Annotated in this window: 26 protein-coding genes and 1 riboswitch; of the genes, 15 read left to right on the top strand and 11 right to left on the bottom strand. The window is 51.8% G+C overall.

The features are described 5' to 3' along the window. Positions 1 to 378 precede the first annotated feature (378 nt). On the top strand, positions 379 to 753 hold the full coding sequence (locus tag VB741_RS19495) for a type II toxin-antitoxin system PemK/MazF family toxin (protein WP_323366869.1): 375 nt from the start codon (positions 379 to 381) through the stop codon (positions 751 to 753). A 178-nt stretch (positions 754 to 931) separates the two neighbouring features. On the opposite strand, the gene VB741_RS19500 is transcribed toward VB741_RS19495, so the two are convergent. Beyond that, a complete protein-coding gene (locus tag VB741_RS19500) occupies positions 932 to 1,312 on the bottom strand; it encodes a hypothetical protein (protein WP_323366870.1) in 381 nt (126 codons plus the stop codon). Positions 1,313 to 1,483: 171 nt separating this feature from the next. Here VB741_RS19500 and VB741_RS19505 point away from each other — a divergent pair, with 171 nt between their 5' ends. Continuing rightward, positions 1,484 to 1,900 (top strand): heavy metal-responsive transcriptional regulator, encoded by a 417-nt coding sequence (locus VB741_RS19505; RefSeq protein WP_323366871.1) that lies wholly within the window; start codon positions 1,484 to 1,486, stop codon positions 1,898 to 1,900. A 43-nt stretch (positions 1,901 to 1,943) separates the two neighbouring features. Here VB741_RS19505 and VB741_RS19510 read toward each other — a convergent pair whose 3' ends face one another. From VB741_RS19510 to acnB, 3 genes are all read right to left on the bottom strand, one after another. Further along, on the bottom strand, positions 1,944 to 2,495 hold the full coding sequence (locus VB741_RS19510) for an HD domain-containing protein (protein WP_323366872.1): 552 nt from the start codon (positions 2,493 to 2,495) through the stop codon (positions 1,944 to 1,946). Between the two features lie 30 nt (positions 2,496 to 2,525). Beyond that, on the bottom strand, positions 2,526 to 2,909 hold the full coding sequence (locus VB741_RS19515; protein ID WP_323366873.1) for a 4a-hydroxytetrahydrobiopterin dehydratase: 384 nt from the start codon (positions 2,907 to 2,909) through the stop codon (positions 2,526 to 2,528). Between the two features lie 103 nt (positions 2,910 to 3,012). Beyond that, positions 3,013 to 5,619: a bifunctional aconitate hydratase 2/2-methylisocitrate dehydratase gene (gene acnB / locus VB741_RS19520; RefSeq protein WP_442786402.1), complete on the bottom strand. Its 2,607-nt coding sequence runs from the start codon at positions 5,617 to 5,619 to the stop codon at positions 3,013 to 3,015. A 666-nt stretch (positions 5,620 to 6,285) separates the two neighbouring features. Between acnB and VB741_RS19525 the strand changes: the two genes are divergently transcribed. The 3 genes from VB741_RS19525 to VB741_RS19535 all read left to right on the top strand — a co-directional run bounded on the left by VB741_RS19525 (position 6,286) and on the right by VB741_RS19535 (position 8,993). Beyond that, on the top strand, positions 6,286 to 6,651 hold the full coding sequence (locus VB741_RS19525) for a hypothetical protein (RefSeq protein ID WP_323366875.1): 366 nt from the start codon (positions 6,286 to 6,288) through the stop codon (positions 6,649 to 6,651). A 405-nt stretch (positions 6,652 to 7,056) separates the two neighbouring features. Next, a complete protein-coding gene (locus tag VB741_RS19530; RefSeq protein WP_323366876.1) occupies positions 7,057 to 8,466 on the top strand; it encodes an LCP family protein in 1,410 nt (469 codons plus the stop codon). Next, entirely contained in the window at positions 8,466 to 8,993 is a 528-nt protein-coding gene (locus tag VB741_RS19535; protein ID WP_323366877.1) for a plasmid pRiA4b ORF-3 family protein, read from the top strand. Before VB741_RS19530 ends, VB741_RS19535 begins: the two co-directional genes overlap by 1 nt. A gap of 24 nt (positions 8,994 to 9,017) precedes the next feature. Here the strand turns inward: VB741_RS19535 and VB741_RS19540 are convergent, their stop codons facing one another. The 3 genes from VB741_RS19540 to sir form a co-directional block, all read right to left on the bottom strand. Next, the gene (locus VB741_RS19540; protein ID WP_323366878.1) at positions 9,018 to 9,428 is read right to left on the bottom strand and encodes a hypothetical protein; all 411 of its coding nucleotides are present in this window, start codon (positions 9,426 to 9,428) and stop codon (positions 9,018 to 9,020) included. A 68-nt stretch (positions 9,429 to 9,496) separates the two neighbouring features. Further along, entirely contained in the window at positions 9,497 to 10,084 is a 588-nt protein-coding gene (locus VB741_RS19545; protein WP_323366879.1) for an NUDIX hydrolase, read from the bottom strand. Positions 10,085 to 10,103: 19 nt separating this feature from the next. After that, entirely contained in the window at positions 10,104 to 12,050 is a 1,947-nt protein-coding gene (gene sir, locus VB741_RS19550; RefSeq protein ID WP_442786403.1) for a sulfite reductase, ferredoxin dependent, read from the bottom strand. A 388-nt stretch (positions 12,051 to 12,438) separates the two neighbouring features. Here sir and VB741_RS19555 point away from each other — a divergent pair, with 388 nt between their 5' ends. From VB741_RS19555 to VB741_RS19570, 4 genes are all read left to right on the top strand, one after another. Further along, a complete protein-coding gene (locus VB741_RS19555) occupies positions 12,439 to 12,696 on the top strand; it encodes a chlororespiratory reduction protein 7 (protein WP_323366881.1) in 258 nt (85 codons plus the stop codon). A gap of 162 nt (positions 12,697 to 12,858) precedes the next feature. Next, positions 12,859 to 13,713, top strand: coding sequence for a YaaW family protein (locus VB741_RS19560; RefSeq protein ID WP_323366882.1), 855 nt, complete (start codon positions 12,859 to 12,861; stop codon positions 13,711 to 13,713). Between the two features lie 99 nt (positions 13,714 to 13,812). Beyond that, complete coding sequence (locus VB741_RS19565) at positions 13,813 to 14,274, top strand: J domain-containing protein (RefSeq protein WP_323366883.1); 462 nt, start codon at positions 13,813 to 13,815, stop codon at positions 14,272 to 14,274. 62 nt (positions 14,275 to 14,336) lie between these two features. Next, the gene (locus tag VB741_RS19570; protein WP_323366884.1) at positions 14,337 to 14,609 is read left to right on the top strand and encodes a DUF3143 domain-containing protein; all 273 of its coding nucleotides are present in this window, start codon (positions 14,337 to 14,339) and stop codon (positions 14,607 to 14,609) included. Between the two features lie 84 nt (positions 14,610 to 14,693). On the opposite strand, the gene VB741_RS19575 is transcribed toward VB741_RS19570, so the two are convergent. After that, entirely contained in the window at positions 14,694 to 15,107 is a 414-nt protein-coding gene (locus VB741_RS19575) for a thiol-disulfide oxidoreductase DCC family protein (RefSeq protein ID WP_323366885.1), read from the bottom strand. A gap of 442 nt (positions 15,108 to 15,549) precedes the next feature. Between VB741_RS19575 and VB741_RS19580 the strand changes: the two genes are divergently transcribed. From VB741_RS19580 to pstB, 4 genes are all read left to right on the top strand, one after another. Next, positions 15,550 to 16,554, top strand: a complete 1,005-nt coding sequence (locus VB741_RS19580; protein WP_323366886.1) for a PstS family phosphate ABC transporter substrate-binding protein — start codon at positions 15,550 to 15,552, stop codon at positions 16,552 to 16,554. A gap of 148 nt (positions 16,555 to 16,702) precedes the next feature. Continuing rightward, positions 16,703 to 17,686, top strand: coding sequence for a phosphate ABC transporter permease subunit PstC (gene pstC / locus VB741_RS19585; protein ID WP_323366887.1), 984 nt, complete (start codon positions 16,703 to 16,705; stop codon positions 17,684 to 17,686). 83 nt (positions 17,687 to 17,769) lie between these two features. Further along, entirely contained in the window at positions 17,770 to 18,678 is a 909-nt protein-coding gene (gene pstA / locus VB741_RS19590) for a phosphate ABC transporter permease PstA (protein ID WP_323366888.1), read from the top strand. Between the two features lie 50 nt (positions 18,679 to 18,728). Continuing rightward, entirely contained in the window at positions 18,729 to 19,526 is a 798-nt protein-coding gene (gene pstB / locus VB741_RS19595) for a phosphate ABC transporter ATP-binding protein PstB (protein ID WP_442786400.1), read from the top strand. A gap of 197 nt (positions 19,527 to 19,723) precedes the next feature. Here pstB and VB741_RS19600 read toward each other — a convergent pair whose 3' ends face one another. The 3 genes from VB741_RS19600 to VB741_RS19610 form a co-directional block, all read right to left on the bottom strand. After that, a complete protein-coding gene (locus VB741_RS19600; RefSeq protein WP_323366890.1) occupies positions 19,724 to 20,956 on the bottom strand; it encodes a DUF445 domain-containing protein in 1,233 nt (410 codons plus the stop codon). Next, positions 20,953 to 21,660 (bottom strand): bifunctional demethylmenaquinone methyltransferase/2-methoxy-6-polyprenyl-1,4-benzoquinol methylase UbiE, encoded by a 708-nt coding sequence (gene ubiE / locus VB741_RS19605; protein ID WP_323366891.1) that lies wholly within the window; start codon positions 21,658 to 21,660, stop codon positions 20,953 to 20,955. Before ubiE ends, VB741_RS19600 begins: the two co-directional genes overlap by 4 nt. Before the next feature lie 200 nt (positions 21,661 to 21,860). Beyond that, a complete protein-coding gene (locus VB741_RS19610) occupies positions 21,861 to 22,802 on the bottom strand; it encodes a response regulator (protein ID WP_323366892.1) in 942 nt (313 codons plus the stop codon). A 206-nt stretch (positions 22,803 to 23,008) separates the two neighbouring features. Here VB741_RS19610 and VB741_RS19615 point away from each other — a divergent pair, with 206 nt between their 5' ends. Together VB741_RS19615 and VB741_RS19620 are read left to right on the top strand one after the other, a co-directional pair. Beyond that, the gene (locus tag VB741_RS19615; RefSeq protein ID WP_323366893.1) at positions 23,009 to 23,368 is read left to right on the top strand and encodes a VOC family protein; all 360 of its coding nucleotides are present in this window, start codon (positions 23,009 to 23,011) and stop codon (positions 23,366 to 23,368) included. Positions 23,369 to 23,401: 33 nt separating this feature from the next. Further along, the gene (locus VB741_RS19620) at positions 23,402 to 24,334 is read left to right on the top strand and encodes an SGNH/GDSL hydrolase family protein (RefSeq protein WP_323366894.1); all 933 of its coding nucleotides are present in this window, start codon (positions 23,402 to 23,404) and stop codon (positions 24,332 to 24,334) included. A 91-nt stretch (positions 24,335 to 24,425) separates the two neighbouring features. Then, positions 24,426 to 24,522, top strand: a riboswitch (TPP riboswitch). Positions 24,523 to 24,623: the final 101 nt, after the last annotated feature.

The following is a 24,623-nucleotide window of genomic DNA, read 5'->3' on the forward strand; positions in this document are numbered from 1 at the left end:
ATGTTAGTAGTCATTCAACTGACGTTCGCTGCATAGTCGTCCTCTAGTCCGGGTAAGCTGTCCCTCTTTTTTACTTTAAGCTTTTCTAAGAACATGGGCCTGATTTGGAGTGAGGAGCGTACGATATGTTATTAGACATCTGGTCTGTCTCCCAATGCATAGTCGTCTCCTCGTCTCCTCGTTTAATCCCCGTCTCCCCATAAATTCAAATGTAGCGGACGGTTGAGGGTCGTTGATGCTGAGTTCGAGGTTATCTGCCGCCGCTGATTTGAGCCGTTAGCTGTCTGGCTTGATAGCAGATTTGCCTAAACTGGTGATCGACGTGACCATATATAATCGTTCTCCGAAGTGAGTCCGAGATAAAATCGTGGAGAGTACATGCTCATCAATCAAGGTGATATCTACTGGATGTCATTCGATAGGCCGAGTGGGCCCGAATCAAGCATTGCCCATCCTCAGGTCGTCATTCAGGATAACATCTTAAACCGCAGCCGCATTGACACTGTAGTGGTTTGTGGCTTGACGACAAATGCAAAACGAGCCAACTTACCGGGGAATGTGCGGCTTGAAGTTGGTGAAGCCAATTTACCTAAGCCAAGTATCGTGGTCGTTTCACAGGTCTCAACAGTGACTAAGACGCAGTTAGGTGAATACATCGGGTCACTCACTCAGGAGCGGATTGATCAGATACTGGCCGGTATGCGGTTTTTGCAATTACTAGCTGAACATCACGATGCCCATGAAAACCAGTAATCGTGCAAGTGAAGAGCCAGCTAACAACGGCTTGCAAGCGACTCACGTTCCGCTTGGCTTCACGCGACGCCTGAACTCAAACGTTCGACCGCTGAAGTGTAGACAGGCGTGTGGCTGAGAGTTTATCTATTTGACCTATCCCACACTTCTTTGGTTCACGACCGAATTTTGTCAGTATTCATGGACGCGGTTGAGGATGGAGTTGCTTCCTTAGTACCATTAACAGCCAGGGGAGAACGATAATCAAGCCCAATAGGGCTTCACCCAATCCAACTGTTGGTCCTATTTTCGCCATCACTGGTTCGCTGACCACAGCCGCTGACTCCGCCAAGGTTGAAGCCTCCGTATTCAGATCTTGTGCTGCTAGGTCGGCATCATCTGCCGCAATATGATCGTCAGGGGCAGCGGTCTCTGGCGTCGGTTGCCCGTGAAGTTCTCCAGAGTGGGCAAACACTGGATAGGCCAGTGGTATACCAGGGATCGTAGCAGTGGCCCATGGCCATATTTGGCGCATCAATTCTCCCCTTGCAGTTTCACCGTGATCCTTTCCCAGCAGCATGTCGACCCTAGACCGTAGAAATTGAAATCAGTCAACGTTTCAACCATCATCCTTACTTTAACAAGGGCTGACCTTACAGCACTGTTCTATGGATACCTTAAACTCTACAGTTCACTTTAGGGTTAAGACGATATATTGAAACTAGTTTTAATTCTGTCAGCAGCATGAATCATGACAACTACCTTAAAAATTGGTGCCCTATCTAAACAAACCGATGTGGCCATCGGTGCCCTACGCTATTACGAGAGTTTGGGGCTATTGCATGCTCAGCGGGGTAACAATGGCTATCGTCATTACTCGTCTGAAGCAGTTCATCAGGTGCAGTTTATCAAAAAAGCCCAGGCCATTGGTTTTTCGTTAGAAGAGATTGGCGAAGTCCTCAATCTACATCACAAGGGAAATACTCCCTGTGGGTTAGTCCAGTCATTGCTGCAGGGAAAAATTGCTCAGCTAGAGGCTCAAATTCTTCAGATGACTGAGTTTAAGGCAGAGCTGGAGAGTTATCGTGACCGGTGGGCGTCTGATCAGCCTCAACCGTCACTAGGGGATATTTGCCCCTTGATTGAAACGGTGAATTTAGGCTCATAGAGGTTATTCTCTTCTCTATGGGTACGCGAGTCCTCGAATACCTCTAACCAGCCTCACCGTAAACCCTATAGACAGCAATCTTCTCTGCCAATCGCTGCGACAACCATCCATTCGCTTCACCCAACGCAGTCAAAATCACCTGGGCTTCCGACCCGTACCGCACAATCTTTTCTCGGTCCCAATGCTTCGGTGGTGGTTGCAAATTACTAATCCGATCTGCCAGCTTTACCATCCACACCTCCTCAGGCTGCTGCCGAATCCGAGCCAAACTATCCGCCATCTGCTCCGCCTTGGGTAGGTTCGGATTCTTACTCAATGCCGCGACCCCTGCCGCGACCTCGAGCCCAAATGTGGCCTCAACGACTTCATAGGTCACCGTTGTATCTTCAATCGTGTCATGGAGCAGGGCACATTGCACCGCTAGATCGGGTTGCTGCACCGTCGGCCCTGACGCAATTGCCCGCATTACCTCCATGGCCACATTGCCCAGATGGTTAATGTAAGGCCGCTGAGTTCCCGGCACCCGCTGACCCTGATGGGCATCCGCCGCAAAGTTCCACGCCTTGGTATAGGTATCCGGCGTCCACAGATTCATCACGCCACCCCGCCCGTGTCTGAGTTAGGCTCAATCATCCTGGTGGGAAGGGGCTGGAGTATCACTGGTTAACCCCCGGGCAATGTCATCTGTTTTGGCTGCCATAATGAAATCATTGCGATGGAGTCCCTTTAGGGCATGGGTCCACCAGGTGACGGTCACCTTGCCCCATTCCGTCAGCAACGCTGGATGATGTTGCCCTGCTTCGGCTAGAGCACCCACATGGTTGGTGAACCCTAGGGCCGTTTTGAAGTCTCTAAAGTGATAAACCCGTTGTAATTGGTCGACTCCATCTGTTGAAATGATGTCCCACTCCGGGATCTGGGGCTTGAGCTCGGTTACTTCAGACTCGCTGACGGGGGGGACTTTACCACTGCAAGGAATACAGGTTTGATTGGTTAGTGGGGTACTCATCTATTTACCTCCTTGGTTTATCGTTTTGGCTCAATAGACCAGGACTGATCCAGGCAGTCTCTTGTCTTATCTCTTGTTTTGTCTCTTGTCTTAAAAGATGTTTCTAACTGGCGGAGATTGCTGCTTTCTCGATTTTCTCCTCTTCATCCTTGGAGACTACCCGACCTTCATCTTCAAATCCTTTGATTTGATCGAAGTTCAAGTAGCGGTATAGCTCATCTGCAAAAGGATCAATCTTCTTGGCAACAACTTCCAAATACTCTGTCATATTGGGAATTCGCCCCAACAACGCACAGGCTGCGGCTAGCTCGGCAGAGCCTAGATAAACCTGAGCCCCTTTACCCATGCGGTTGTTAAAGTTACGGGTAGAGGTGGAAAAGACTGTTACCCCATCTTCTACTCGGGCTTGGTTGCCCATGCAGAGAGAACAGCCGGGCATCTCTGTGCGGGCTCCAGCGGCGGCGAAGATGCTGTAGTAGCCTTCCTTGCGCAGCTGCTGTTCATCCATGCGGGTGGGGGGACAAATCCACAGACGCCCCTTCACAGTGCCTGCCCCTTCCAGCACCTTGGCTGAGGCTCGATAGTGGCCAATATTGGTCATGCAGGAACCGATGAATACCTCGTCCACTTTGTCGTCAACAACTTCTGACAAAGCTTTGATGTTGTCGGGATCATTGGGGGCTGCCACCAGGGGTTCTTTGATTTCGTTGAGGTCAATTTCAATCACCTCAGCGTATTCAGCGTCAGCGTCGGCTGACATCAGGCTGGGGTTGGCCAGCCATTCTTCCATGGCAGCAATGCGGCGGGCCAGGGTGCGGGCATCGGCATAGCCCCGGGCAATCATGTTTTTCATGAGGGCCACATTGGACCGCAGATACTCGGCAACGGTGTCTTCGCTGAGCTTGATGGTGCAACCTGCGGCGGAACGCTCGGCGGTGGCATCGGTGAGTTCAAAGGCTTGCTCCAGCTTCAAGTCAGGCAGCCCCTCCATTTCGATGATGCGGCCAGAGAAAACGTTCTTTTTGTTTTTCTTCTCGACGGTGAGCAGACCTTTTTGAATAGCTACATAGGGAATGGCATTGACAACGTCCCGCAGGGTAATGCCGGGCTGGAGTTCTCCCTTAAAGCGGACCAGTACAGACTCAGGCATATCTAACGGCATGGCTCCGATGGCGGCGGCAAAGGCCACCAGACCAGAGCCAGCGGGGAAGGAGATGCCTAAGGGGAAGCGGGTGTGAGAATCGCCGCCGGTACCCACAGTATCGGGCATTAGCATGCGGTTGAGCCAGGAGTGGATAATGCCATCGCCAGGCTGGAGGGCTACTCCACCTCGGGAGGAGAAAAAGTCGGGCAGAGTGGCATGGGTTTCCACATCTACAGGTTTGGGATAGGCGGCGGTGTGGCAGAAGGTTTGCAGCACTAGACCGGCGCTAAAGCCAAGGCAGGCCAGCTCTTTCATCTCATCGCGGGTCATGGGGCCGGTGGTGTCTTGGGAGCCCACGGTGGTCATTAGGGGCTCACAGGACATGCCGGGGCGGACACCGGTCAGACCACAGGCTTTGCCGACCATTTTTTGGGCCAGGGTATACCCTTTGCCCGTGTCAGCTGGGATGGCGGGACGGACGAAGACATCGCTGGGTTCTAGGCCTAGTGCGGCGCGGGTTTTGTCGGTCAGGGCTCGGCCAATCATCAGGGGAATGCGGCCCCCGGCTCGGACTTCGTCTAGCAGGGTATCGGGGGTGAGACTGAAGGTGGAAATGACGCTGCCATCTTTGGTGATTTTGCCTTTAGCGATGTGGATGGTGATGATGTCGCCGGTTGCGAGCTGGGAGACGTCACACTCAATGGGCAATGCCCCGGAGTCTTCGGCGGTGTTGAAGAAGATTGGGGCAATTTTACCGCCCAGAATATAGCCCCCGGTACGTTTGTTGGGCACTTGGGGAATGTCGTCACCCACGTGCCAAATGACGGAGTTCATGGCGGATTTACGGGAGGAGCCGGTGCCGACGACGTCGCCGACATAGGCCACCGGATGGCCCTTGGTTTTTAGCTCGGCGATGATTTCGAGGGCGTTGGGCATGCTGGACTCCAGCATTACCAGGCCGTGGAGGGGAATGTCTGGGCGGCTAGTGGCGTGGGGGGCGGGGGACAGATCGTCGGTGTTGGTTTCACCGGGCACTTTAAATACGGTGATGGTGATGCTATCGGGTACTTCGGGCTTACTGGTGAACCACTCGGCGGCGGCCCAGGCATCTACCACTTGTTGGGCATAGTCGCTGCCTTGGCCATTACTTTGGGCCAGTTCGAGGACGTCATTGAAGGCGTCATATATCAGCAGCGTTTTTTTTAGGGCAGTGGCGGCGGCGGTGGCAATGTCGGTGCTGTCTGACTTGAGCAGGTCCACTAGCGATTGCACGTTGTATCCGCCCAGCATGGTGCCGAGGAGCTGCACCGCTTTGAGGGGGGAGACTAGGGGACTGGTGGCTTCGCTGTTGGCAATGGCGGTGAGAAAAGATGCTTTGACATAGGAAGCGGGATCGACGCCGGGGGGGATGCGATCGCAAAGCAACTCCATCAAATACTCAGCTTCACCCTCAGGTGGGTTTTTCAGCAAGTCACACAGATCAGCTGTCTGCTCAGCATTCAGCGGTAGCGGAGGAATGCCTAATGCTGCCCGTTGATCTACATGTTCACGATATTTTTCAAGCATCATTTTCGCTATTTTCGCTACGCTGTGGGGATCGGATCGGTGATTTTCTCAGTTTATTAAAATGCTCATGAAACAAGCATTTTTAGCAGAGGATCCTACCATTGATCATAGCCATTTTATTTGTTTTGTGCTAACACACAAGTGTTTTGGGAATACAGCTTGGTCAAAACTCGCGCGAATGACTTTGTTGGTGTCGAAATATACCTGCCAATCTCTTCAATCATGCCTGTCATCCCCTCAGCCATACTAAAGCCAACCACCTTGAAGGGTTGCAAGACGACTGGGAACACTCTTGCTGCAAAGCGAGCCAACAAACCACTCCGGGCTACACCGATGGCGATACCACCGGCTTGCTAGAATTGCTGCCAAGGGAAGTAGTTTCAACGCCAAAGCAGCCTAAGATGGCGATCACTTAAGATGACGTTCAGTCATGCACCTAGAGTGGACTTGAGGTAAACGATTAATGTGGGGGCAATCGTAGACTTCTGGAGGCTATTGCTGACAAGGCCAATGGCAAACTTGACGAGCTATCGTCCAACAACCCAAAGAAGAATAGCCCCAATGATATTTTGAGGCCCACAGTGTCTAACCCCCATTGTTATATCTTGTGCTTATTCTTAAGCAATTATCCTCAGCTTGCGGCTAACTATCCGATAAATGTGATTTGTGAAACCTTCGTCATCTAACGCCCCATTGCGGCTACGCCTTTATCTAAACTTAGTGCCCGTGTTTGGGGTGCCTGCCTCTCTGTGGACCCTTTACGGCACCCATCAACAATCCCAACCTCAATTGAAACAGGTAAGTCGCTTAGCCATTGTCTTAGGCATGGGATGGCTGTTGGCTACCGTGCTACTAAGCGCTGGTGCCCATAGCGAATTTTCCCAGATGGCCACCCTCCGATTTTGGATTGCCAGTAGCGTTGTGGGCAGTGGTTATTTCATCACCAATCTGTGGCTGATGCTACAGGTGTCTAGGGGACGTTCGCCTAAGCTACCGGGGATCACTCGTCTGAGTCGTCGTTTGCCGGACTAACTGGGCCAAATTAACGAGTGTTGCGTTTTGAAAAGATCCGTCTTTTCTGAGCAATATTGCTACCATGCTGCTAAAAATTAATCAGCCTGGGCAACCTGAAGCAACTCCAAGGCAGATAGCCCTAGGCAAGGGGGTTGCGCATTTCTGGTGTTTGCCCTCCTAACTTGAGCGCCATAAACCCTTCAAGTAATGCTGTTTGATCCCGGCAAGGGGGCGATCGTTGCTTAGTCCATGATCATGGCCGTCAGCTAGGCAGCTAACTTTTTTAGATTAATTAGCCATAGTAACCAGCTATGAAGGGCAAATAGTCGCTACACTAACGTCTACATTATTGTTGCTCATTCCCCGTCCACCGTTTTTCCCTGTCCACCGTTTTTAATCAACATCCAGGTTCGAGGTTATTCCGTGTCCATCCCACACCGTAAAAAGCCGTCGGCTACCCCCCCGAAAAAGGCCAAAGCAACCCCGCAACGCCAGGGACGTGGCTGGCTAGGACTTCCTAAGTGGGCATGGATTACGGTAGCCCTAGCCAGTGTGGCAACGATCTCGGCGGGGACCGGTGCTTTACTGGCCGTGTCCATGAACAGCCAGCCGCTACTCCAAAGTCAGCTTTCGCCTGAGGAGGCAGCGATATTCAGTGAGGGAGATCCCATGCTCTCCACCAGTAGTTTGCGGCTGCCACGGCTGACCAGACCGGTCAATATTTTGGTGCTGGGGGTGAAGGTGTTGACCTCGGATCTCGACGAGCCCGTTCCTGGTGCTGAAAACCTGGGCTATCATGCCCTGGTTAATTCCTTTGAAGGGCTATCGGACACCATGCTCCTACTGCGGTTTAACCCCCGCACGGGGCAAATGGTGGTGATGTCAGTTCCACGGGACACCAGGGCTCTGGTGAATGGGAACTTAACCAAAATCAACGAGGCCAATCGGGAGGGTGGTCCCGCCCTAACAGCGGAGTCCATCAGTGAACTGCTGGGGGGAATTGCCATTGATCGCTACGTCCGGATCAATGTGCAGGGGGTGGAAAAGCTGCTGGATGCTTTGGGTGGTGTGACGGTTAACGTCCCGAAAGATATGAAGTATCAGGATGATAGCCAGCACCTATATATCAATCTAAAAGCCGGTCGCCAGAAATTAGACGGCAATCAGGCCATGCAATTTTTACGGTTTCGCTACGACGAGAATGGTGATATTGGTCGGGTGCAGCGGCAGCAAACGATGATGCGAGCGGTGATTGAGCAAACCTTAAACCCGGCAACCATCTCTCGACTACCCAAAATTTTATCGGTGATTCAGTCCCATGTAGATACCAATCTGTCGGTGGAAGAATTGGTGGCTTTGGTGGGTTATGGCTCCCAAACCAATCGCTCCGATGTCCAGATGTTGATGCTACCGGGCAACTTCAGCAGTCCTGACGACTATGAACTCAGCTACTGGCTGCCGAACTATGCCATGATCGACACTATGGTGGAGCAATATTTTGGTTTGGAATCGTCCGAGGTGATGGAAGCCACCAGTCCGTCCTACCTCCAGGTGGTGATTGAGGATAGTACGGGCGATGATGTGGCGATTCAATCGTTAGTGGATAGTTTGTACGACAGTGGTTACCCGAATGTGATTGTGGGCGAGGATTTGAACGAGGTCCTCTCGGAAACTCGCATTGTGGCCCAGCGGGGTGACCGGGCCAGTGCAGCCATGCTGCAGCAGTTTTTGGGCGTTGGCGAGGTACGAGTGGAAAGTACAGGCAATCTCGACTCAGATATTACGATTCAGCTCGGGGAAGATTGGCTGGACGCACATGGAGCCAATCTTTAATGGCAAATAATGATCGGATCTATCAACTAAAGCTCACCCTTACCGACAGCCAACCGCCTATCTGGCGACGACTATTGGTCAGTGCCGCCACCAGTCTAGAAGAGCTGCACCGCATTGTGCAGATTGCCATGGGTTGGCAAAATCTATCCAATTATCACTATCGCATTGGCCAACAGCGTTCTGATACTGAGCCCGGTTTGTTGCAGATGCCCCTGAATGAAGTCATCAGGGATGATTTAACCCGGTTCTGCTATGTCTATGACCTACGGGATGGCTGGTTTCATACTTTGGAGGTGGAAATGGTTCTACCGGCCGATCCCCAGGGAAACTATCCCCACTGTGTTACTGGAGAGCTGCGCTGTCCGCCAGAAGGTAGTGGTGGGATCTGGGGCTATAACGGACTGCTGGAAATTTTAGATGATCCAGCCGATCCAGAGCACCTCAGTAGATGGGATGAATTGGGTGGTGACTTCGATCCAGACTATTTTGATTTGGGGCTGGTGAATATGCAGCTCCATGCGGGCTAAGGCCACGGGGGCTGCAGGGTTGAATCACTCATCCGGCGACGAAATTTGTTGAAAGCCTTGGGCCGCTTGCTGCCAACCGTTGCGAATTTGGGGCCCTTGGTAGTGGAAAAACCACTGGGCTCGGGTGGCAAACAGGGCCAATTCCATGGGTAATGTGAACTGAATTAAGCCCTTTTTCCTTAGCGTACCGACGTAGGTATCAAACTGCTGTCTTAACTCACGGAGCTTGGTTAAGTACCAGTCAAGGCTGGCATGGCGTAGTTTGGCGGATTTTTTAATGCGCTGCAGTTCGGATCTGAAGGTGGTTAGGGAGGCCATAAAAACCTGATCGCGCATCTGATCTTGCAGCATGTACTGACTGAAAAGATGGGCGGTGCTTAGGGATTGGGATTGCTCTTGGACAAGTTGTTGGGGTGGCTGGGAAAGATCTGGCATAGCTTTAAGGCATAGCTTTAAACAGTGGAAAGAAGTAGCTGAAACCATCCTGCGGTTCAGCCCACCGCTCATTTTGCAGACGGATCTGAAGGCGTAGCTGGGGATGCATCTGACGGTGGCCAAATGCTAGCAAATTCATGGGCGAGGCAGCGACTTAAACAGTCTTGATGCCGGAAGGCTAGGTCCATCCCTAGGGCCTCTTCTAAGGGAAACCAGCCCACATCAGTCACCTCTCCCTGGCTGACTTGGGGAGTTAAGTTTGGTAACTTGGCTCCAGGCTGGAGAAACACCATCAGGGGATAGTGCATGGAGACATTCTGGCGGCGGCGGGGTTCGCTAAATACAAGGCTGGGTTGTTCCAGGCATCCGACTAGGTGATGGTTGGCCTGGAGGTCCAGCAGGTCTAGTCCCAGCTCTTCCCAAACTTCTCGCATCATGGCATCACCAATGGTTTCGTCATAGTCCAGGTAGCCGCCAGCTAAGCACCATTTGCCCACCTCAGAGGGCAGATCAGGACCGCGCTTATTTAAGGGTACGTAAGCGTTACCGTCGCAGATGACGATTAAAATAGCCAACACGGTAACGCTACGGCTAACCCAAATCTCTTCGCCCTCAACCAGGACACATCGATTTGGAGTACTGGTGAACTTAGCCATGGCAAGCCCGAAGGGTTCCTTAGTTGCTTTTTTCTTGCAGATAAGCGGCGATGGCACTTTCTGCAAGCTGAGCCATGCTCAGGCCCTGGGCGGCGGCGGATTCCTTGAGCTGCAGGTAAATATCGCCGGAAAGGCCTACCCGGTGCCTGCGCCGACCTGATGCCCCCTTGGCGGGTACATAGGATTCAGAGAAGTTCCGCAGGGCCTCGAAGCCGATGCGATCGCAAAAGTCCCCAAAACTTTCCGCCGGTTGGCGTCCCTTCTTAAAGAACGCAAACATGGGCTCCAGGGTCTTCTCCAGATCGTCAATGTTCATCTTTTGCATGTAGGCCTGGGCCAACCGAATTTGGTTGGGGGAGCCCCCCAGCCACAGCTGATAGGTATTGGGGGCACTGCCCACAAACCCTAGCTCCGCCATATAGGGACGGGCACAGCCATTGGGGCAGCCGGTCATGCGGATCACAAAGTGTTCCTGCTGCAGCCCCATCTTATTCAAGAGCGCCTGGATGCGATCCAAAATGCTAGGAATGACCCGCTCTGACTCCGTGACCGCCAAACCGCAGGTGGGCAGGGCGGGGCAGGCCATGGCGTAGCGGTGCAGCAGATTAATCTGATCTTCCGCATCAATGCCGTTGCTGCTCAGGATGCGATCAATTTCATCCTTATGGGCTGGCTCAATCTCCGTCAGCAGCAGACTTTGATTGCTCGTCAGGCGAATGGGCAGACGATAGCGCAGCTCAATCTCCTTCAGGGCTGACTTAATCTTGAACGCCCCCCGGTCATGGATCCGACCGTTCTCGATGTGCACCCCGAGGAACAGTTTGCCATCCCCCTGCTCATGCCAGCCCAGGTAGTCATAGAATTTCCACTCAGGCAAGGCTCGGTAGGGTTGAATGCTCTTGCCAAAGTACTCTTCTACCTTGGCGCGGAAGCGCTCTACACCCCAGTCGTTAATCAAGTACTTCATGCGGGAATTGCGGCGCTGCACCCGATTGCCATAGTCTCGCTGGGTGGCCACAATCGCCTTGAGCAGATCGTAAATATCCGCCTTATCGACGTAGCCAATCTCATCGGCCACGCGGGCAAAGGTTTCTTCCTTATTGTGGGTGCGTCCCATGCCGCCACCGGCCAGCACGTTAAAGCCCAAGAGTTCCTTGTTAGCATCCACGATGACCACCAGGGTGACGTCCTGGGTATAGGCATCCACGGAGTTATCGCCGGGGACCGTGACCGAACACTTAAACTTTCGGGGCATGTAGTGGGTGCCATAGATCGGCTCCACACTGTCATGGATGATGGTGCCATTGCCATTGCGCTGGCGAGCGGCTACCACATCTGGGTGTTCTTCTGCGGTTACGGCCTTTTCCCCATCCAGCCAAATCTCATAGTAGGCGGGAGTTTGGGGAGTCAGCAGGTCAGCAATCCGATTGGCATATTCCCGCGCATACACATACTCAGGCTTGTCTTTAAAGGGGGCGGGCACCGCCATTACATTGCGGTTAAGGTCGCCACAGGCCCCTAGGGTGGACCCCAGGCTGCGGATAATTTCCGCCATGGTGGCCTTGAGATTTTTCTTTAGAATGCCGTGGAGCTGAAAGGCTTGGCGAGTGGTGGCGCGGATATTGCCATAGCCATATTTATCCGATAGTTCATCTAGGGTCAGGTATAGCTCTGGTGATACCAAGCCCCCTGGATTTCGGGTCCGCAACATCATGCGGTAGTCCTTCTCTTGCCCCTTGGCCCGGTTATCCCGGTTGTCCTGCTGGTAAGACCCATGGAATTTCAGGATCTGGATACCTTCTTCCGTGAAGTGGGTGGTGTCCTGGGCTAGCTCGGTGGCTACCGGTTCCCTCAGAAACTGGCTCCGCTCCTTAATTCCTTCGAGCTTGGAAACCTTTTGTACGGCTGGAGTTGGCGCTTGACTTGAATTAGCTGTCTGCGCAGGAAATATCGGAGCTTGAACCATGATGGAGCGGTCGATAGCAGAACAATGAACAAAATCCCGAAGGTTGATGCCAAGGGTAGCCATGGCAGGCGACATCTAAATCCTTTCCAATTAAATGAACCAGAAAATGAATTTAGAGGCTTCGGAAACCGAACTTGAAAGAATAATTGTAGTCAGCGAGCTAACTAGCAATGGTATTCCCCATTAAATCGTTAGATTTGATTGTCCGGTAATCCGCTCGGAATAGTGGTGTATGCCTAATGGTATCACTGCTAACTGTTTTCTGAATGATTATTCTGCTTCCAAATGTTATCTAATGCTTAAAAAACCAGATGGAACGAAACGCGATGTTTCCTGGATTTACCCTTTAGGATGAGGGGGTTCAACCCTTATGAAGGGAGGTAAGGCCATGGCAAATGCCACCATGTACAGCGAAGATATGTTCGTTTTGCTCGTTCCTGGCAGCGAACAGGTGTTTCTCGAACCTGATGAGCTACTGGCAAAGCTTAAGTCTATGTTGGAACAATATCCTGATCCTCTGCCTAGGGACTTACAAAAGTTTGCCTTGGTCGATCAGCAGGCTCAGCATCTGCGGGATACGGGCTGCGAGTTTGAGGTTTCTCCAGGGGTGACGTGGCAGTGGTATGCGGTGCGACTGGAAAAATAGGGCGTCAGGGAGTTAGGACATCCGGGGTAGGGGGCCAACGAGCAAGCCAACGCTCCATATGTTTTGGAGAGCTGATATCTGGTGGTTTGGCTACACCGTTTTCCCTAGGAACTAGGTAGAATAAGGCAAATTCTGCTGTTGCTTGGAGCGATTAGCTGATCTGTGGATGAACTCAGGACGGGGTTAGAGTTAGCAACCCATGATGAACTGGCGGCACTGGCTGAGGTGCTGTTTCGGCCCAAATTTAATCCTTTAGACTACTGGTGTACCCCCTCCCCACAGATGGTGCAGGCTTGCGATCGCAACCAACGTCTGGCCCAGATTGAGTCCCGTGTCCGCTACCTCGCCGCCGATGGGCTGACGGTGTTGCGGCAAGAAAGCCAGCAGCTGAGCTATCGGCAGATTTTGCTACAGCTGAGCCAGCACCTCAAGCTACAGCTGTCCCCTCGCCTATCTACCCTCGATCTAGAAGCCGAAATCTTTTTACAGCTGCTGGAAAAAACCTGGCGACGGCTCACCCCGCATCAGCAGCAACAGCTGCAGCGACGGTTGACCAGTGAACTGGCCCAGGCAGAACAGTTCCAGCAGCTATCTCCCCAACTACAGCAAAACCCTATGGCGTTGGTGCTCAAGGGGAGCAGTGCCGTGGCCATTAGCTCGGTCATCCGTCCCTGGCTGATGCAGCAAATCGCTCAACAGTTTGCCCTCCAGCTTGCCCGTTATGAGGTGGCCAAACAAACCCTTCGGGGGGCCGCCACCTGGGGGGCCAAGGTGCAAGGTCGGACAGCGATCCATTTGGCCTCTCGGGGTATGGCCATTAACGCCGCTCGCTATGGTGCGGTGCGCAGTATTTTTGCCTGCTTAGGTCCGGCCCTATGGACGTGGTTTTTAGTCGATCTGGGCTGGCGGGCCGTCGCCTCCAACTATACCCGCGTGGTGCCGGTGGTGTTTACCCTGGCCCAGATTCGCCTGACCCGCGCTGGGGGCAGCCATGGGGAATTAGAGGCAGTGGCATAGGCCTGGAAAATATGACAAACAGCGGCGCGACAGTGGTATTGGCCTACACATAGATATGACAAACAGCGGCGCGACAGAGGTATTGGCCTACACATACATATGACAAACAGCGACTCCGACGATAGTCCGAAAAATCATTACGATCTCCTGGGGGTAAAACCCACGGCCTCTGCCCAGGAGATTCGCCGAGCCTATTGGGAGTTGAGTAAGCTCTATCATCCTGATACGACGGCATTGGCGGCTGCGATCGCAACCCAAAAGTTTCAGGCCCTCAACGAAGCCTATGGCATCCTCAGCAATCCTGAACAGCGCATTACCTACGACATACAAATTGGCTATTCACGCCTTTACGTGAGCCAATCCCCCCAGGAATTTAGGGATGGGGCCCTAAAAAATCAGCCCTTTGAATCCCGATATAGCTACCTTGACCCCCAGGATCGACCCCTCTCAGCAGGGGAAATCTTTGCCCTGTTCATATTGGGACTTACCTTTGCCGGCTGTTTGGTCCTAGTATTTATCCTGGGCCTAGCAAACAGTGATTTCACCCTGTCTGCCCTATAGCCCCAGCCCCTATCTTCACTACACCACCAGCAAAACATCCAAAAACACCCAGAAAACCATCTATGGCCCTCCCCTCAGCAGACACCCCCCTCTACAACCACACCCTGCCTGACATTGAGCTATGGCTCACCCAACAGGGGGGACAACAGGACCGCTCAGAACTCAACCGTTGGGAAATTACGAAGATCGCTTGGCGAGCAGACCTGCTGCTAGAAACCGACTCGATCATCGTGCGCTATCTGGATGCGGGCAACGGCGGTGAAGATATTCAACGCGGCTTTAAATACTCCCTCAGTCGCCAAGATTTAGAAGATGCTATTTTTGCTGGGCCATAACCTGGTTACTAGGCCGTGACCACAAAACGCCCCCAAAAAGACATTCAACCGTCCTAAAGATAGTGCGCCTAGGAATAAGTGCGCCTAGAAATAGTGCTCACATCGATCTGACTGACAGATGCCGTAGGCGGATTCATAGGTAGAGGAGCGGCGACCGAAAAGTCTATATCGGTTATCCCTCACAGACCCATACACTCGATCCCCCGCGCGATTTAACCCCGGCAACCCTCGATAGGCCGCCAGAAATAGCGCCCCTGTCGGTAACAATGCCCCGATTTCTTCAGCCGCATCACTGCCCTGCCACCGCTTCATCGGCTCAGCTGCGTCAATCAGTAACATGCCTAATTCACAGTCAGCCGCTGTCACGTTGAACTGCTTGAGCAGCTCCGTATCCTGCATGGCACCATAGCGAAACCGCTGCCCCCGATCGAGCCACCCCAAAAACTGCACTAGGGTGGTGCAAAGGTTGCAGTCGCCGTCATAAATTACAAAGTGCATCTTGGTGAATCAGGGGCATCAGGGCCACAGCAAATAAGTATCGTAGCTAGACCAACGTGCCGAGGTGCAACGACCTCACAGACAGAGATCTATAGGTATGGGAGAGGTCTGGCAGACATCCATCTGACCTAGAAAAAAGAAGTAAATTTAGTCAGGGGAGAATATAAATATATCACCTCCACCGTGGCACATTCTCCCCCCACTGCGATCTAAAAAAACTAGACCTAATGGACATTGAGAGCGGTCCAATGTATCGCGAACTACATTAATTTCGTTCTCAAAAGCACAAAAGTAGGGAATAAATCATGATAGGTTATGGGCTTTTTCCCAATATCCTTAACCTTGCCTTTACCTTGACTCGGTAGTTTGCACTAAGAATGTTGTCAGACATTCTTAGTGAGGAGTTCAGTCTAAGGTAATCATGGAATTTAAAGCACGGAAAATGCGCTACGCACACTTAGTCTCTTTGCTGGCTCTATTGACTGGTCTAGCTGCTTGCGGCGGTGGCACAACTACGGATACTGCAGATGCGCCCGCTGAAGATGGTGCCGAGGTTGCGTCTAGTGAAGTATCTGGTGACGTTCTAATTGACGGTTCTAGTACCGTATTCCCCATTGCAGAAGCTGTGAGTGAGGAATTCAGCAACGTTAACGCTGCTGTCAATGTTACTGTGGGTGTTTCTGGTACCGGTGGCGGTTTTGAGAAATTCTGCGCTGGTGAAACCGATATCTCTAACGCGTCTCGCCCGATCAAGGATGAAGAGGTTGCAGCTTGCGAAGCAGCAGGTATTGAGTTTATCGAGGTGCCTGTCGCTTTTGATGGTCTATCCATTGTGACTAACCCGGCTAACGACTGGGCCCAGTGCCTGACAATAGATCAGCTCAAGACCATGTGGTCTCCTGAGGCTGAAGGTAAGGTTGCCAACTGGAATCAGGTAGACGCATCTTTCCCCGATAAGCCCCTAGGTTTATATGGTCCTGGTACTGATTCTGGTACATTCGACTACTTCACTGACGAAGTTAACGGCGAAGAGGGTGCAAGTCGTGGTGACTACACTGCTAGCGAAGACGATAACGTTATTGTTAACGGTGTAACTAGTGATGAGGGTGCTCTCGGTTACTTGGGTTACGCTTACTTCGAAGAGAACTCAGGTGCTTTGAAAGCAGTTGAGATCCAGAATGAAGCGGGTGATTGTGTTGCGCCTTCTGCTGAGACTATTGCCGATGGCTCCTACAACCCCATGGCTCGTCCTCTGTTCTTCTATGTGAAGAAAGAGTCTTATGATTCTAAGCCTCAGGTGAAGGGATATGTTGACTTCATGCTAGATCCTAAGAATGGCGTACTGATTAGCGATGCTGGTTATGTGCCGTTGCCCGATGATATCTTGGCCAATTCTAAGGCGCGTGTGGATGAAGGTAAGCTCGGTACCGATCCTACTAACCTGTAGAGTTTGCAGGCGATCAGGACTCTGCCTGATTGGGTAATAATAGCTGGGGAGAGTGAACATCTTCCCAGCTCTCCTTGCATAGATATCATTCAGCATCGTTTGATCAGTTTTCCAAGTTTAGCCCCGCCCTGCGCTGAGAACTTTTTCCATGACAGTCCAGCTTCCCATAACCGATATTGCCCCAGGTGCTTGGCAACCGAATCGTAGTCGTTCTCAAGCTATTCAATTAATTGTCAAGGCCATTTTTGGTGCATTTGCTGCGATTTCGATTTTCACCACCATTGGTATTATCGGAACGCTGATTTTTGAAACCATTTCTTTTTTTGGAGACCTGCCAGCAGAGTTGTCAAAGGATGGTCAGTCCGTCTCCTATGTTCAAGGTATTTTTCATTTCTTAACCGCTGGCCGTTGGACACCTTTATTTGCCAGTAAACAGTTTGGGGTTTTCGTTCTCATTAGCGCCACGCTGATGATTACCTTTATTGCGATTTTGGTGGCTCTTCCCTTGGGATTATTGGCCGCTATTTGCCTCAGTGAATATGCCAGTCCTAAACTACGCCGAATCCTTAAGCCTGTTTTAGAGATTTTGGCTGGGGTTCCAACGGTAGTTTACGGTTATTTTGCGCTCCTAACTGTCACACCTTTTTTGCGGTCGTTTCTGCCCCCTGTGGAGGGTTTTAACAGTCTGAGTGCAGGTATTGTTCTAGGGATTATGATTACACCCCTGATCGCGTCTTTGAGTGAGGATGCCATCTATTCTGTTCCTCAGTCCCTGCGAGATGGCGCCTATGCGTTGGGGACAACTAAGCGTGAAACGGTTTGGTCGGTGGTGTTGCCTGCGGCGCTATCTGGGATTGTTTCGTCACTGATTTTGGCTACGTCCCGCGCGATTGGTGAAACCATGATTGTGACATTAGCCGCAGGTGCAAACCCCACCTTGGGCTTTAATCCATTTGTGCCTGTTATGACAATGACGGCTTACATCGTCCAGGTTACAAAAGGAGATGCTCCCCACGGCACCATTGCTTACGAGACTTTGTACGCGGTGGGTATGGTGCTGTTTTTGATCACCCTAGCTCTGAATATCTTTAGTTTCTGGTTTGTGCGTCGTTTTCGTCAAAAGTATGACTAAAGCTTGGCTTGAGGCTGCTCGCGAATCTGGTTCTAGGGCTTTGGTCAGCGATAGAGAAATTATGCAAGTAGGAATGTAGGGACATGACGGCTCAAGGGACGAAAGGAAAAGATGTAGCAGGTGGTAACTTTGATCAGAACCTATCGGGCCGCTACAATCTGGACAAAATGTTTGCAACAGCTGCCTGGACAGCCACGATTGTTGCTGTTTTGATATTGGGCTGGCTTTTATTTACGATTTTGATCGATGGTTTAGGGACTATAAATCTTAATTTTTTGACTTCCTTTTCGTCACGAAAAGCTGAGGATGCTGGTATTAAGCCCGCTTTCTTTGGCACATTGTGGTTGATGATGGTGGTAGCAGCAACATCGTTCCCTATCGGTGTTGGAGCAGCTGTTTATTTGGAAGAATTTTCTACTGATAACTGGTTTACCCGCTTGGTGGAAATCAACATTGGCAATCTGGCGGGTGTGCCTTCCATTATTTATGGTTTGCTAGGCTTGGCTGTTTTTAAGCGTCTGCTTGAGCCGATTACGGGTGGTAACAGTGTGCTCTCAGGCGGCTTAACGCTTTCATTGCTGATTTTGCCAGTAATTATTGTGGCGACCCGAGAAGCCCTTAGGGCAGTGCCCAATGGTATGCGTCTGGCGGGGTTTGCCTTGGGAGCCAATAAGTGGCAGGTCGTTTCGAATCATGTTTTACCCAGCGCGATGCCGGGTATTTTGACAGGGGTGATTCTGTCATTGTCTCGGGCGATCGGAGAGACGGCTCCCTTAATTGCTATTGGTGCGGTTGCGTTTATTCGCTCAACGCCTAGCAGTCTACAAAGCCCGTTTACGGCGATGCCAATTCAAATCTTTAACTGGGTTGGACGTCCTCAAGCTGAGTTTCATAACCTTGCAGCATCCGGAATCATTGTCTTGATGGTTATGCTGCTGCTGATGAATGCGATCGCAATTTATCTACGCAATCGTTTCCAGCAAACCCGGTAACCATTGCAACCATTCTTTTAGACCTTGGGTATTAGCAGGAATACTGAACTATGCAAGATACACGTACTCAAACTATGACTGATGTAGCTCTGAAGGCCGAAAAAGTCTCAGTCTATTACGGCTCTAACTTGGCGGTTAAAGACGTTTTCTTAGATATTCCTCGCAATCAAATTGTTGCTTTTATTGGTCCATCTGGATGTGGTAAGAGTACCGTGTTGCGTTGTTTTAACCGCATGAACGACCTGATCCCTGCGGCCCGTGTGGATGGCGACATTTCATTCAATGCAGAAAACATCAAGCGGTTTGATCCAGTGGAGCTACGGCGTCGGGTGGGGATGGTGTTCCAGAAGCCTAATCCCTTTCCTAAGTCGATTTACGAGAATATTGCGTTTGGTGCTCGGATTAACGGCTATAAAGGGGATATGGATGGGCTGGTGGAGAATTCCCTTAAGGGGGCGGCCCTGTGGGATGAGGTGAAGGACAAGCTCAAGGAAAGTGGTCTGGGTCTATCGGGGGGGCAGCAGCAGCGTTTGTGTATTGCCCGTGCGATCGCAATTGAACCCGAAGTCATTCTAATGGACGAACCTTGCTCCGCTCTGGACCCGATTTCCACCCTGAAAGTGGAAGAGCTGATGCATGATTTGAAGGCGCGTTACACCATGGTGATTGTTACCCACAACATGCAGCAGGCGTCCCGGGTGTCCGACAAGACTGCATTCTTCAATGCCCAGGCCACTGATGCGGGCGGCAAGATGGGCTACCTGGTGGAATACGACGACACCCAGACCATCTTTAGCAATCCTCGGGAAGAGTACACCCGCGATTATGTCTCTGGCCGATTTGGTTAATGGCCATTTGGTTAATGACCTAAGAGGGGTTTCAAGATTAAATATCTCCGTAGGGGTGCCCCTGGTGGGTGCCTCTTTTTTTTGATGGGTAGGCTTTTGATGGGGTAGGCACAAGGCCCTGCGGGAGTTTAGACACAGTCCCTGGGGTATTCACAAGGCACTGCCCCTACGTCCGCCTGGGGTATTTATGGGGGTATTTATGATTGAAACAATAAAATGGCTGTCTGCATCAGACCGATGATAAACCCGAGGATACCCCCCAGATTAACAATAGCCTGGAGTTCATGGCGGACAATACCTTGCACCGCCATCTCTAAGTTCCGGGGCGATGTGGCATTGACGCGATCCGTAATCACTTGATCAATATCTAGAATCGGAATCGCCTTGGCGACAATATTTTCCAGGTCCTGCTCTAAATAGCGCTCTAAAATCAGGGCCAACTCCTCACTGGCGGTGTCCAGGGAAGCCATCACCACCGATGAACTCTGGAGACGTTTCAGCAGCCGCTGGGCGACTGCCTCCCAATTGATGGAGTCACTCAGGCCCTTGAGCAGGGGGACGCCATCGGTTTGCAAATAGCTGCGAATGGTTTGCCTGAGGGTTACCCGTAGCTGCTGCACCGTAGAAATGGGCAGCTCTTGCAGGGAGAAATTTTGTAGCCACTCTTGAAACCGATTTTCCACCCGGAGGGCGGTAATCAGTTCGGCAATGCGATTGTTGCACTTGATCGGTTCGTCCAGGCAATAGGTGCGCAGCCGGGTGAGGGCATTGCGCACACCAAGAATATTCGCCACCACCCAGTAGGTGCCACTGGTCTTTTCCCGCATGGTTTCGTCGATCACCTTAATATTGCGATCGGTCAGAAAATCAATCATCAGCCGTCGCAGGCGGTCAGGGGGCAAAATTCCTTGGCGCACCCATTTTGAAATTTGCTGGGCTTGGCCCTCATTGAGCCGAAAGTCCAACAGCACCTGCTCAAAAATATGGTCAATCTGCTCCGTCAGGAAGTTTTCATCCCTAGCCCACACCTTAAGCATCTTGGGTAGAGATTGTCCCAACATATCCTGGAGGATATTGCCTAGAATATGGGCCGTTTTATCCTGGTTAGTGGTTCGGGTTTGGGTCAGGGCCAGGTCCAATAGCCAGCGAATGGCGGCCTGCATGCGCTCGGTTTTGAGTAACCGTTTGGCTAGGCGCTGCAATTCTTCTGGGGTGAGTAGGGACCCCATGATCGTATCGGCAATGCGCTTGGCTAGGCGGCTTTGGTTGCTGGGAATCAGGCCTGGGGTGAAGGGCAGCTGACGGCCAAAGAGATGGATGGGCCGATAGGGCCGAAACAGCATTTTGATGGCGAGATCATTGGTGAAATAGCCAATGATGCCACCGGCAATGGGCGGTACGCCCAGGAGCATGGGGGAAAGGGGACTCATTTTTGCGCCACCAGGATGCCCATCATCCCCCCCACTAGGGGATAGTGCACCGCCTGGTTAAAGCCTGCTGCCCGGGCCAGGTCCACCTGTTCCGGGCCGACGGGGAAGCGATCTACACTGGGACCGATGTAGGCATATTCTTCGGTCAGGCCACAGCGCTCCGCCGCTGGCACCACAATGGTGTTGAGATACCACTGCTGAAACTGCTCCACCCAGCCAGCGCTAGGCCGATGAAAGTCGAGCACGGCGGCTTTGGCCCCCGGTTTTAGCACTCGGTGCAGTTCCCGGAGTCCTTGGGGAATATCGATGAGGTTGCGCAGACCGTAGCCCATGGTGAGGGCATCAAATTGCTCTGCTGCAAAGGGTAATTGAAGGGCATCGGCCTCCACCCAGTGGGTGCGGCTGGTATAGCCTTTGACCTCGGAACGCTGGGCTGCGATCGCAAGCTGCTCCACTGCAAAGTCTGCCCCAGTCACCTGCCCCTGGACTCCTACCCGGCGGGCTAGTAACAGGGCTAAATCACCACTACCGCAGCACACATCCAAAACGTTCATCCCTGCCTGGGCATCGCTCCAATCCACCGCCATTTGCTTCCAAACCCGGTGGAAACCCAAGCTGAGGGACTGGTTTAGATCATCATAAACCGGGGCAATCCGGTCAAATAAATCACGAATATAGGTGGCATCGCGGGTGGCCTGGGCCATTAGTCGTTTCCTACAGACGAGTGTGCCCAGTTACCGCAATACGCCAATGCAAGGGGAAACAGGCGATCCCTATCATACTGCCGCTGGACTCAGTCTGCCTCGGCTTAGCATTTTAAACCCAGGTATTCGATCTGCACGATGGTTTAACTGCTCTAGTTCAGATGCATGCTCTAACTCAGTCACAGCTCCACCCCAGCCTTTCAATACCGGAGAGCCACTAGAGCCTGAGCCAGTTGAGCACTGGCAGTGGTCAGGATATTACCCACATCTTCCAAGGTTTCATAGCTTTGCGCCCAATGGAAAGAAACCACGGCCAAAAGAGAACCCCGATACATCACCGGGATAACCAAATGGGCTTGGGTAGCCGTGGCCGCATAGAGGCTGTCAAGGGGGCGACCATCCAATGCTGTACCGCTGCTGGTGGCATGATCGCTGGCGACATTGGGCAATGCCTGCATGGCCCAGGTGGCGATCGCCCGGCGCACCAGGGGATTATCCCCCAAACGTTGTCCCTGCAAATCCCCGAAAACAGCCGTCGTATTCCCGCCCTCCTCGCCTAGCATCTCAATGGCACATAGGCTAGTGGATAAGGTTGGCCCCCAGCCATCAACAATAAATTGGAGTGTATCGCCTAGGGAAAGCTCCATCGTCGCCAGCTGGGCCACTCGGTCCATGAGCTTGGCCTGGCGCTCGGCAACATAGAGGGCATGGTTACTTTGCTTAAGCAGCTCATAGGTCTGGGTCGCCTGTTGCACAAGACTCCTGAGGGTATCGGGCTCCCAGGGCTTAGTAATGTAGCGATAAACTTGGCCGTTATTAATGGCTTGCACCAAATCCTCCACATCCGTAAACCCGGTGAGGATGATGCGTATCGTGTCCGGAAATTCAGGGACCGTTTTACTCAAAAATTCAGTGCCCGTCATTTCAGGCATGCGCTGATCGGAAATGATCACTGCCACCTCACCGCCATGCTGCAAAACATCTAGGGCTTTTCTACCGCTCTCTGCCTTGAGCACCTCATAATCACGGCGAAAGGTGCGGTACAGCAAGGCTAGATTATCGGGCTCATCGTCCACTACTAAGAGCCGAGGTTTACACTGGGTTAATCCTGAAACCATATTTAAAGGGCTGAGGGTACTCATAGATTGGAGCCGGAATATACAAGGAAATATAGCTTTGGCATATCGTTGATCACCCGACATGGGGCGTCAAAGGTGTTCTATGCAGATAATATTAGTAAACCCAAGTTGTTCGAAGAGTCACATTTTTGAGATCTGAACAAGTAGGTTTGATGTAACCTAGGCTCGATGCACCCAATACAATAAGGTAGTTACACGAGAAATAAGAGATGTTACAGTCCCTGCTCCATGCCGCTATCAATGTTTCAGATTTAGCAGCAGCTGAACATTTTTACGGAACAGTTCTAGGTCTGAGTAAGGTTGAGCGCTCCCTAAACTTTGCCGGAGCCTGGTATCAGTTAGGCCCCACCCAAATTCACTTGATTGTAGCGGAGCGGACCCATAACATGCCAGTGCCCGAGGAAAAGTGGGGACGTCGCCCTCATTTGGCCTTTGCGATCGCAGATCTAGCCGCCGTCAAACAGTATTTAACCGCCGCAGGCATCCCCATGCAGCCCAGCGACTCAGGTCGTACCGCTCTATTCATTTGTGATCCAGATGGCCACATCATTGAACTAACTCAGTTATAAAAGGGGTTCGTTTTTGGGGGACAGGGTCTAACCGTGAAAGTTTTTATTGTCGGCTCATTGGCCCTATTGGTAGTTGTCCTACTAACCGAGCTGACCCTGCGACTGATATTAGGCTTGGGCAACCCGCCCCTCTACATCCCGGATGAGCACATTGGGTATCTGCTCGCCCCCAATCAACGGATCCGACGATTGGGCAATCTGATTATCATCAACCAGTACTCCATGCGCACCGAAGCCATTGAGAAATCGCCAGCAGCCAATACCCTGCGGGTTTTTCTCATGGGCGATTCCATCGTCAATGGCAACTGGTGGACCGATCAATCCGACACCTTGTCAGCCCGCATAGAGAACGCCCTATCCCCGCACCAGCTGGTCGAAGTCCTCAACGCATCTGCCAACTCCTGGGGTCCCCGTAATGAGTTGGCCTATCTCCAACGGTTTGGCATTTTCGAATCGCAAATAGTCATGCTGGTGATCAACACCGATGACCTCTTTGGCACCCAACCTAGCCCCCTACAGGTGGGCAAAGATCGGAGTTATCCTGACAAGAAACCGTTACTGGCCCTCTTAGAACTGACCAATCGATTTAAAAAACAACCACCCATCCCAGGGCTGAAAGAGATTCAAAATGAACCCGGCGATCGCATTGGCAAAAACTTGCTGGCCATTGCAGATATCCAGAAATATGTTGCCGCCCATGATGGTCAGCTACTGCTGGCCATGACTCCCCTCAAGCGAGAAGTTCTCGATGGTCCCAGGGACTATGAAATCATTGCCCGCCAACGGGTAGATGACCTAGTGGAACAACAACAAATTCCCTACATCGATTTTCTCGCCGTGTTTCAATCCGCCCCTGACGCTGCAGGTCTCTACCGCGATCACATCCACCTGAGCCCCATCGGCAACAATTTAGTCACCCAATCCATCACTGATCTGATCCGCCAATCTTTACCGGCTCAACCCTAGTCTTCTCCTATTGCAAGTACCATGGGATTTGTCCAAATTCTCCCCTGGTTTCTAGCCTATTCTCCCCCATGCCCTCCTGTGATACTATCAACTACACAGCTAGGGGTGCCCGCAATGATGGGCTGAGATTATACCCTCGGAACCTGACTCTGGGTAATGCCAGCGTAGGGAAGCAGCCGATTTAGTCGATGGCGATTGCTAATTCGTGTTCGTGGGAAATCTGAGGGAAAAGGAAAAGGGAAAAGTCTGTTAATCACAGATCATTAACCCTAAACAATCCGCTCCATGA

The organism is Leptothoe sp. PORK10 BA2 (assembly GCF_034932105.1).
In the GTDB taxonomy this organism is placed as follows: Bacteria; Cyanobacteriota; Cyanobacteriia; order Phormidesmidales; family Phormidesmidaceae; genus Leptothoe.

Coding starts and splice junctions, on each gene's coding strand:
- VB741_RS19495 (WP_323366869.1), top strand. CDS start 379: ATGCTCATCAATCAAGGTGATATCTACTGGATGTCATTCGATAGGCCG.
- VB741_RS19505 (WP_323366871.1), top strand. CDS start 1,484: ATGACAACTACCTTAAAAATTGGTGCCCTATCTAAACAAACCGATGTG.
- pstA (WP_323366888.1), top strand. CDS start 17,770: ATGACGGCTCAAGGGACGAAAGGAAAAGATGTAGCAGGTGGTAACTTT.
- VB741_RS19535 (WP_323366877.1), top strand. CDS start 8,466: ATGGCAAATAATGATCGGATCTATCAACTAAAGCTCACCCTTACCGAC.
- VB741_RS19565 (WP_323366883.1), top strand. CDS start 13,813: ATGACAAACAGCGACTCCGACGATAGTCCGAAAAATCATTACGATCTC.
- pstC (WP_323366887.1), top strand. CDS start 16,703: ATGACAGTCCAGCTTCCCATAACCGATATTGCCCCAGGTGCTTGGCAA.
- VB741_RS19545 (WP_323366879.1), bottom strand. CDS start 10,084: ATGGCTAAGTTCACCAGTACTCCAAATCGATGTGTCCTGGTTGAGGGC.
- VB741_RS19610 (WP_323366892.1), bottom strand. CDS start 22,802: ATGAGTACCCTCAGCCCTTTAAATATGGTTTCAGGATTAACCCAGTGT.
- VB741_RS19570 (WP_323366884.1), top strand. CDS start 14,337: ATGGCCCTCCCCTCAGCAGACACCCCCCTCTACAACCACACCCTGCCT.
- VB741_RS19600 (WP_323366890.1), bottom strand. CDS start 20,956: ATGAGTCCCCTTTCCCCCATGCTCCTGGGCGTACCGCCCATTGCCGGT.
- VB741_RS19510 (WP_323366872.1), bottom strand. CDS start 2,495: ATGAATCTGTGGACGCCGGATACCTATACCAAGGCGTGGAACTTTGCG.
- ubiE (WP_323366891.1), bottom strand. CDS start 21,660: ATGGCCCAGGCCACCCGCGATGCCACCTATATTCGTGATTTATTTGAC.
- VB741_RS19575 (WP_323366885.1), bottom strand. CDS start 15,107: ATGCACTTTGTAATTTATGACGGCGACTGCAACCTTTGCACCACCCTA.
- VB741_RS19500 (WP_323366870.1), bottom strand. CDS start 1,312: ATGCTGCTGGGAAAGGATCACGGTGAAACTGCAAGGGGAGAATTGATG.
- VB741_RS19540 (WP_323366878.1), bottom strand. CDS start 9,428: ATGCCAGATCTTTCCCAGCCACCCCAACAACTTGTCCAAGAGCAATCC.
- VB741_RS19615 (WP_323366893.1), top strand. CDS start 23,009: ATGTTACAGTCCCTGCTCCATGCCGCTATCAATGTTTCAGATTTAGCA.
- sir (WP_442786403.1), bottom strand. CDS start 12,050: ATGGTTCAAGCTCCGATATTTCCTGCGCAGACAGCTAATTCAAGTCAA.
- VB741_RS19555 (WP_323366881.1), top strand. CDS start 12,439: ATGGCAAATGCCACCATGTACAGCGAAGATATGTTCGTTTTGCTCGTT.
- pstB (WP_442786400.1), top strand. CDS start 18,729: ATGCAAGATACACGTACTCAAACTATGACTGATGTAGCTCTGAAGGCC.
- acnB (WP_442786402.1), bottom strand. CDS start 5,619: ATGCTTGAAAAATATCGTGAACATGTAGATCAACGGGCAGCATTAGGC.
- VB741_RS19580 (WP_323366886.1), top strand. CDS start 15,550: ATGCGCTACGCACACTTAGTCTCTTTGCTGGCTCTATTGACTGGTCTA.
- VB741_RS19515 (WP_323366873.1), bottom strand. CDS start 2,909: ATGAGTACCCCACTAACCAATCAAACCTGTATTCCTTGCAGTGGTAAA.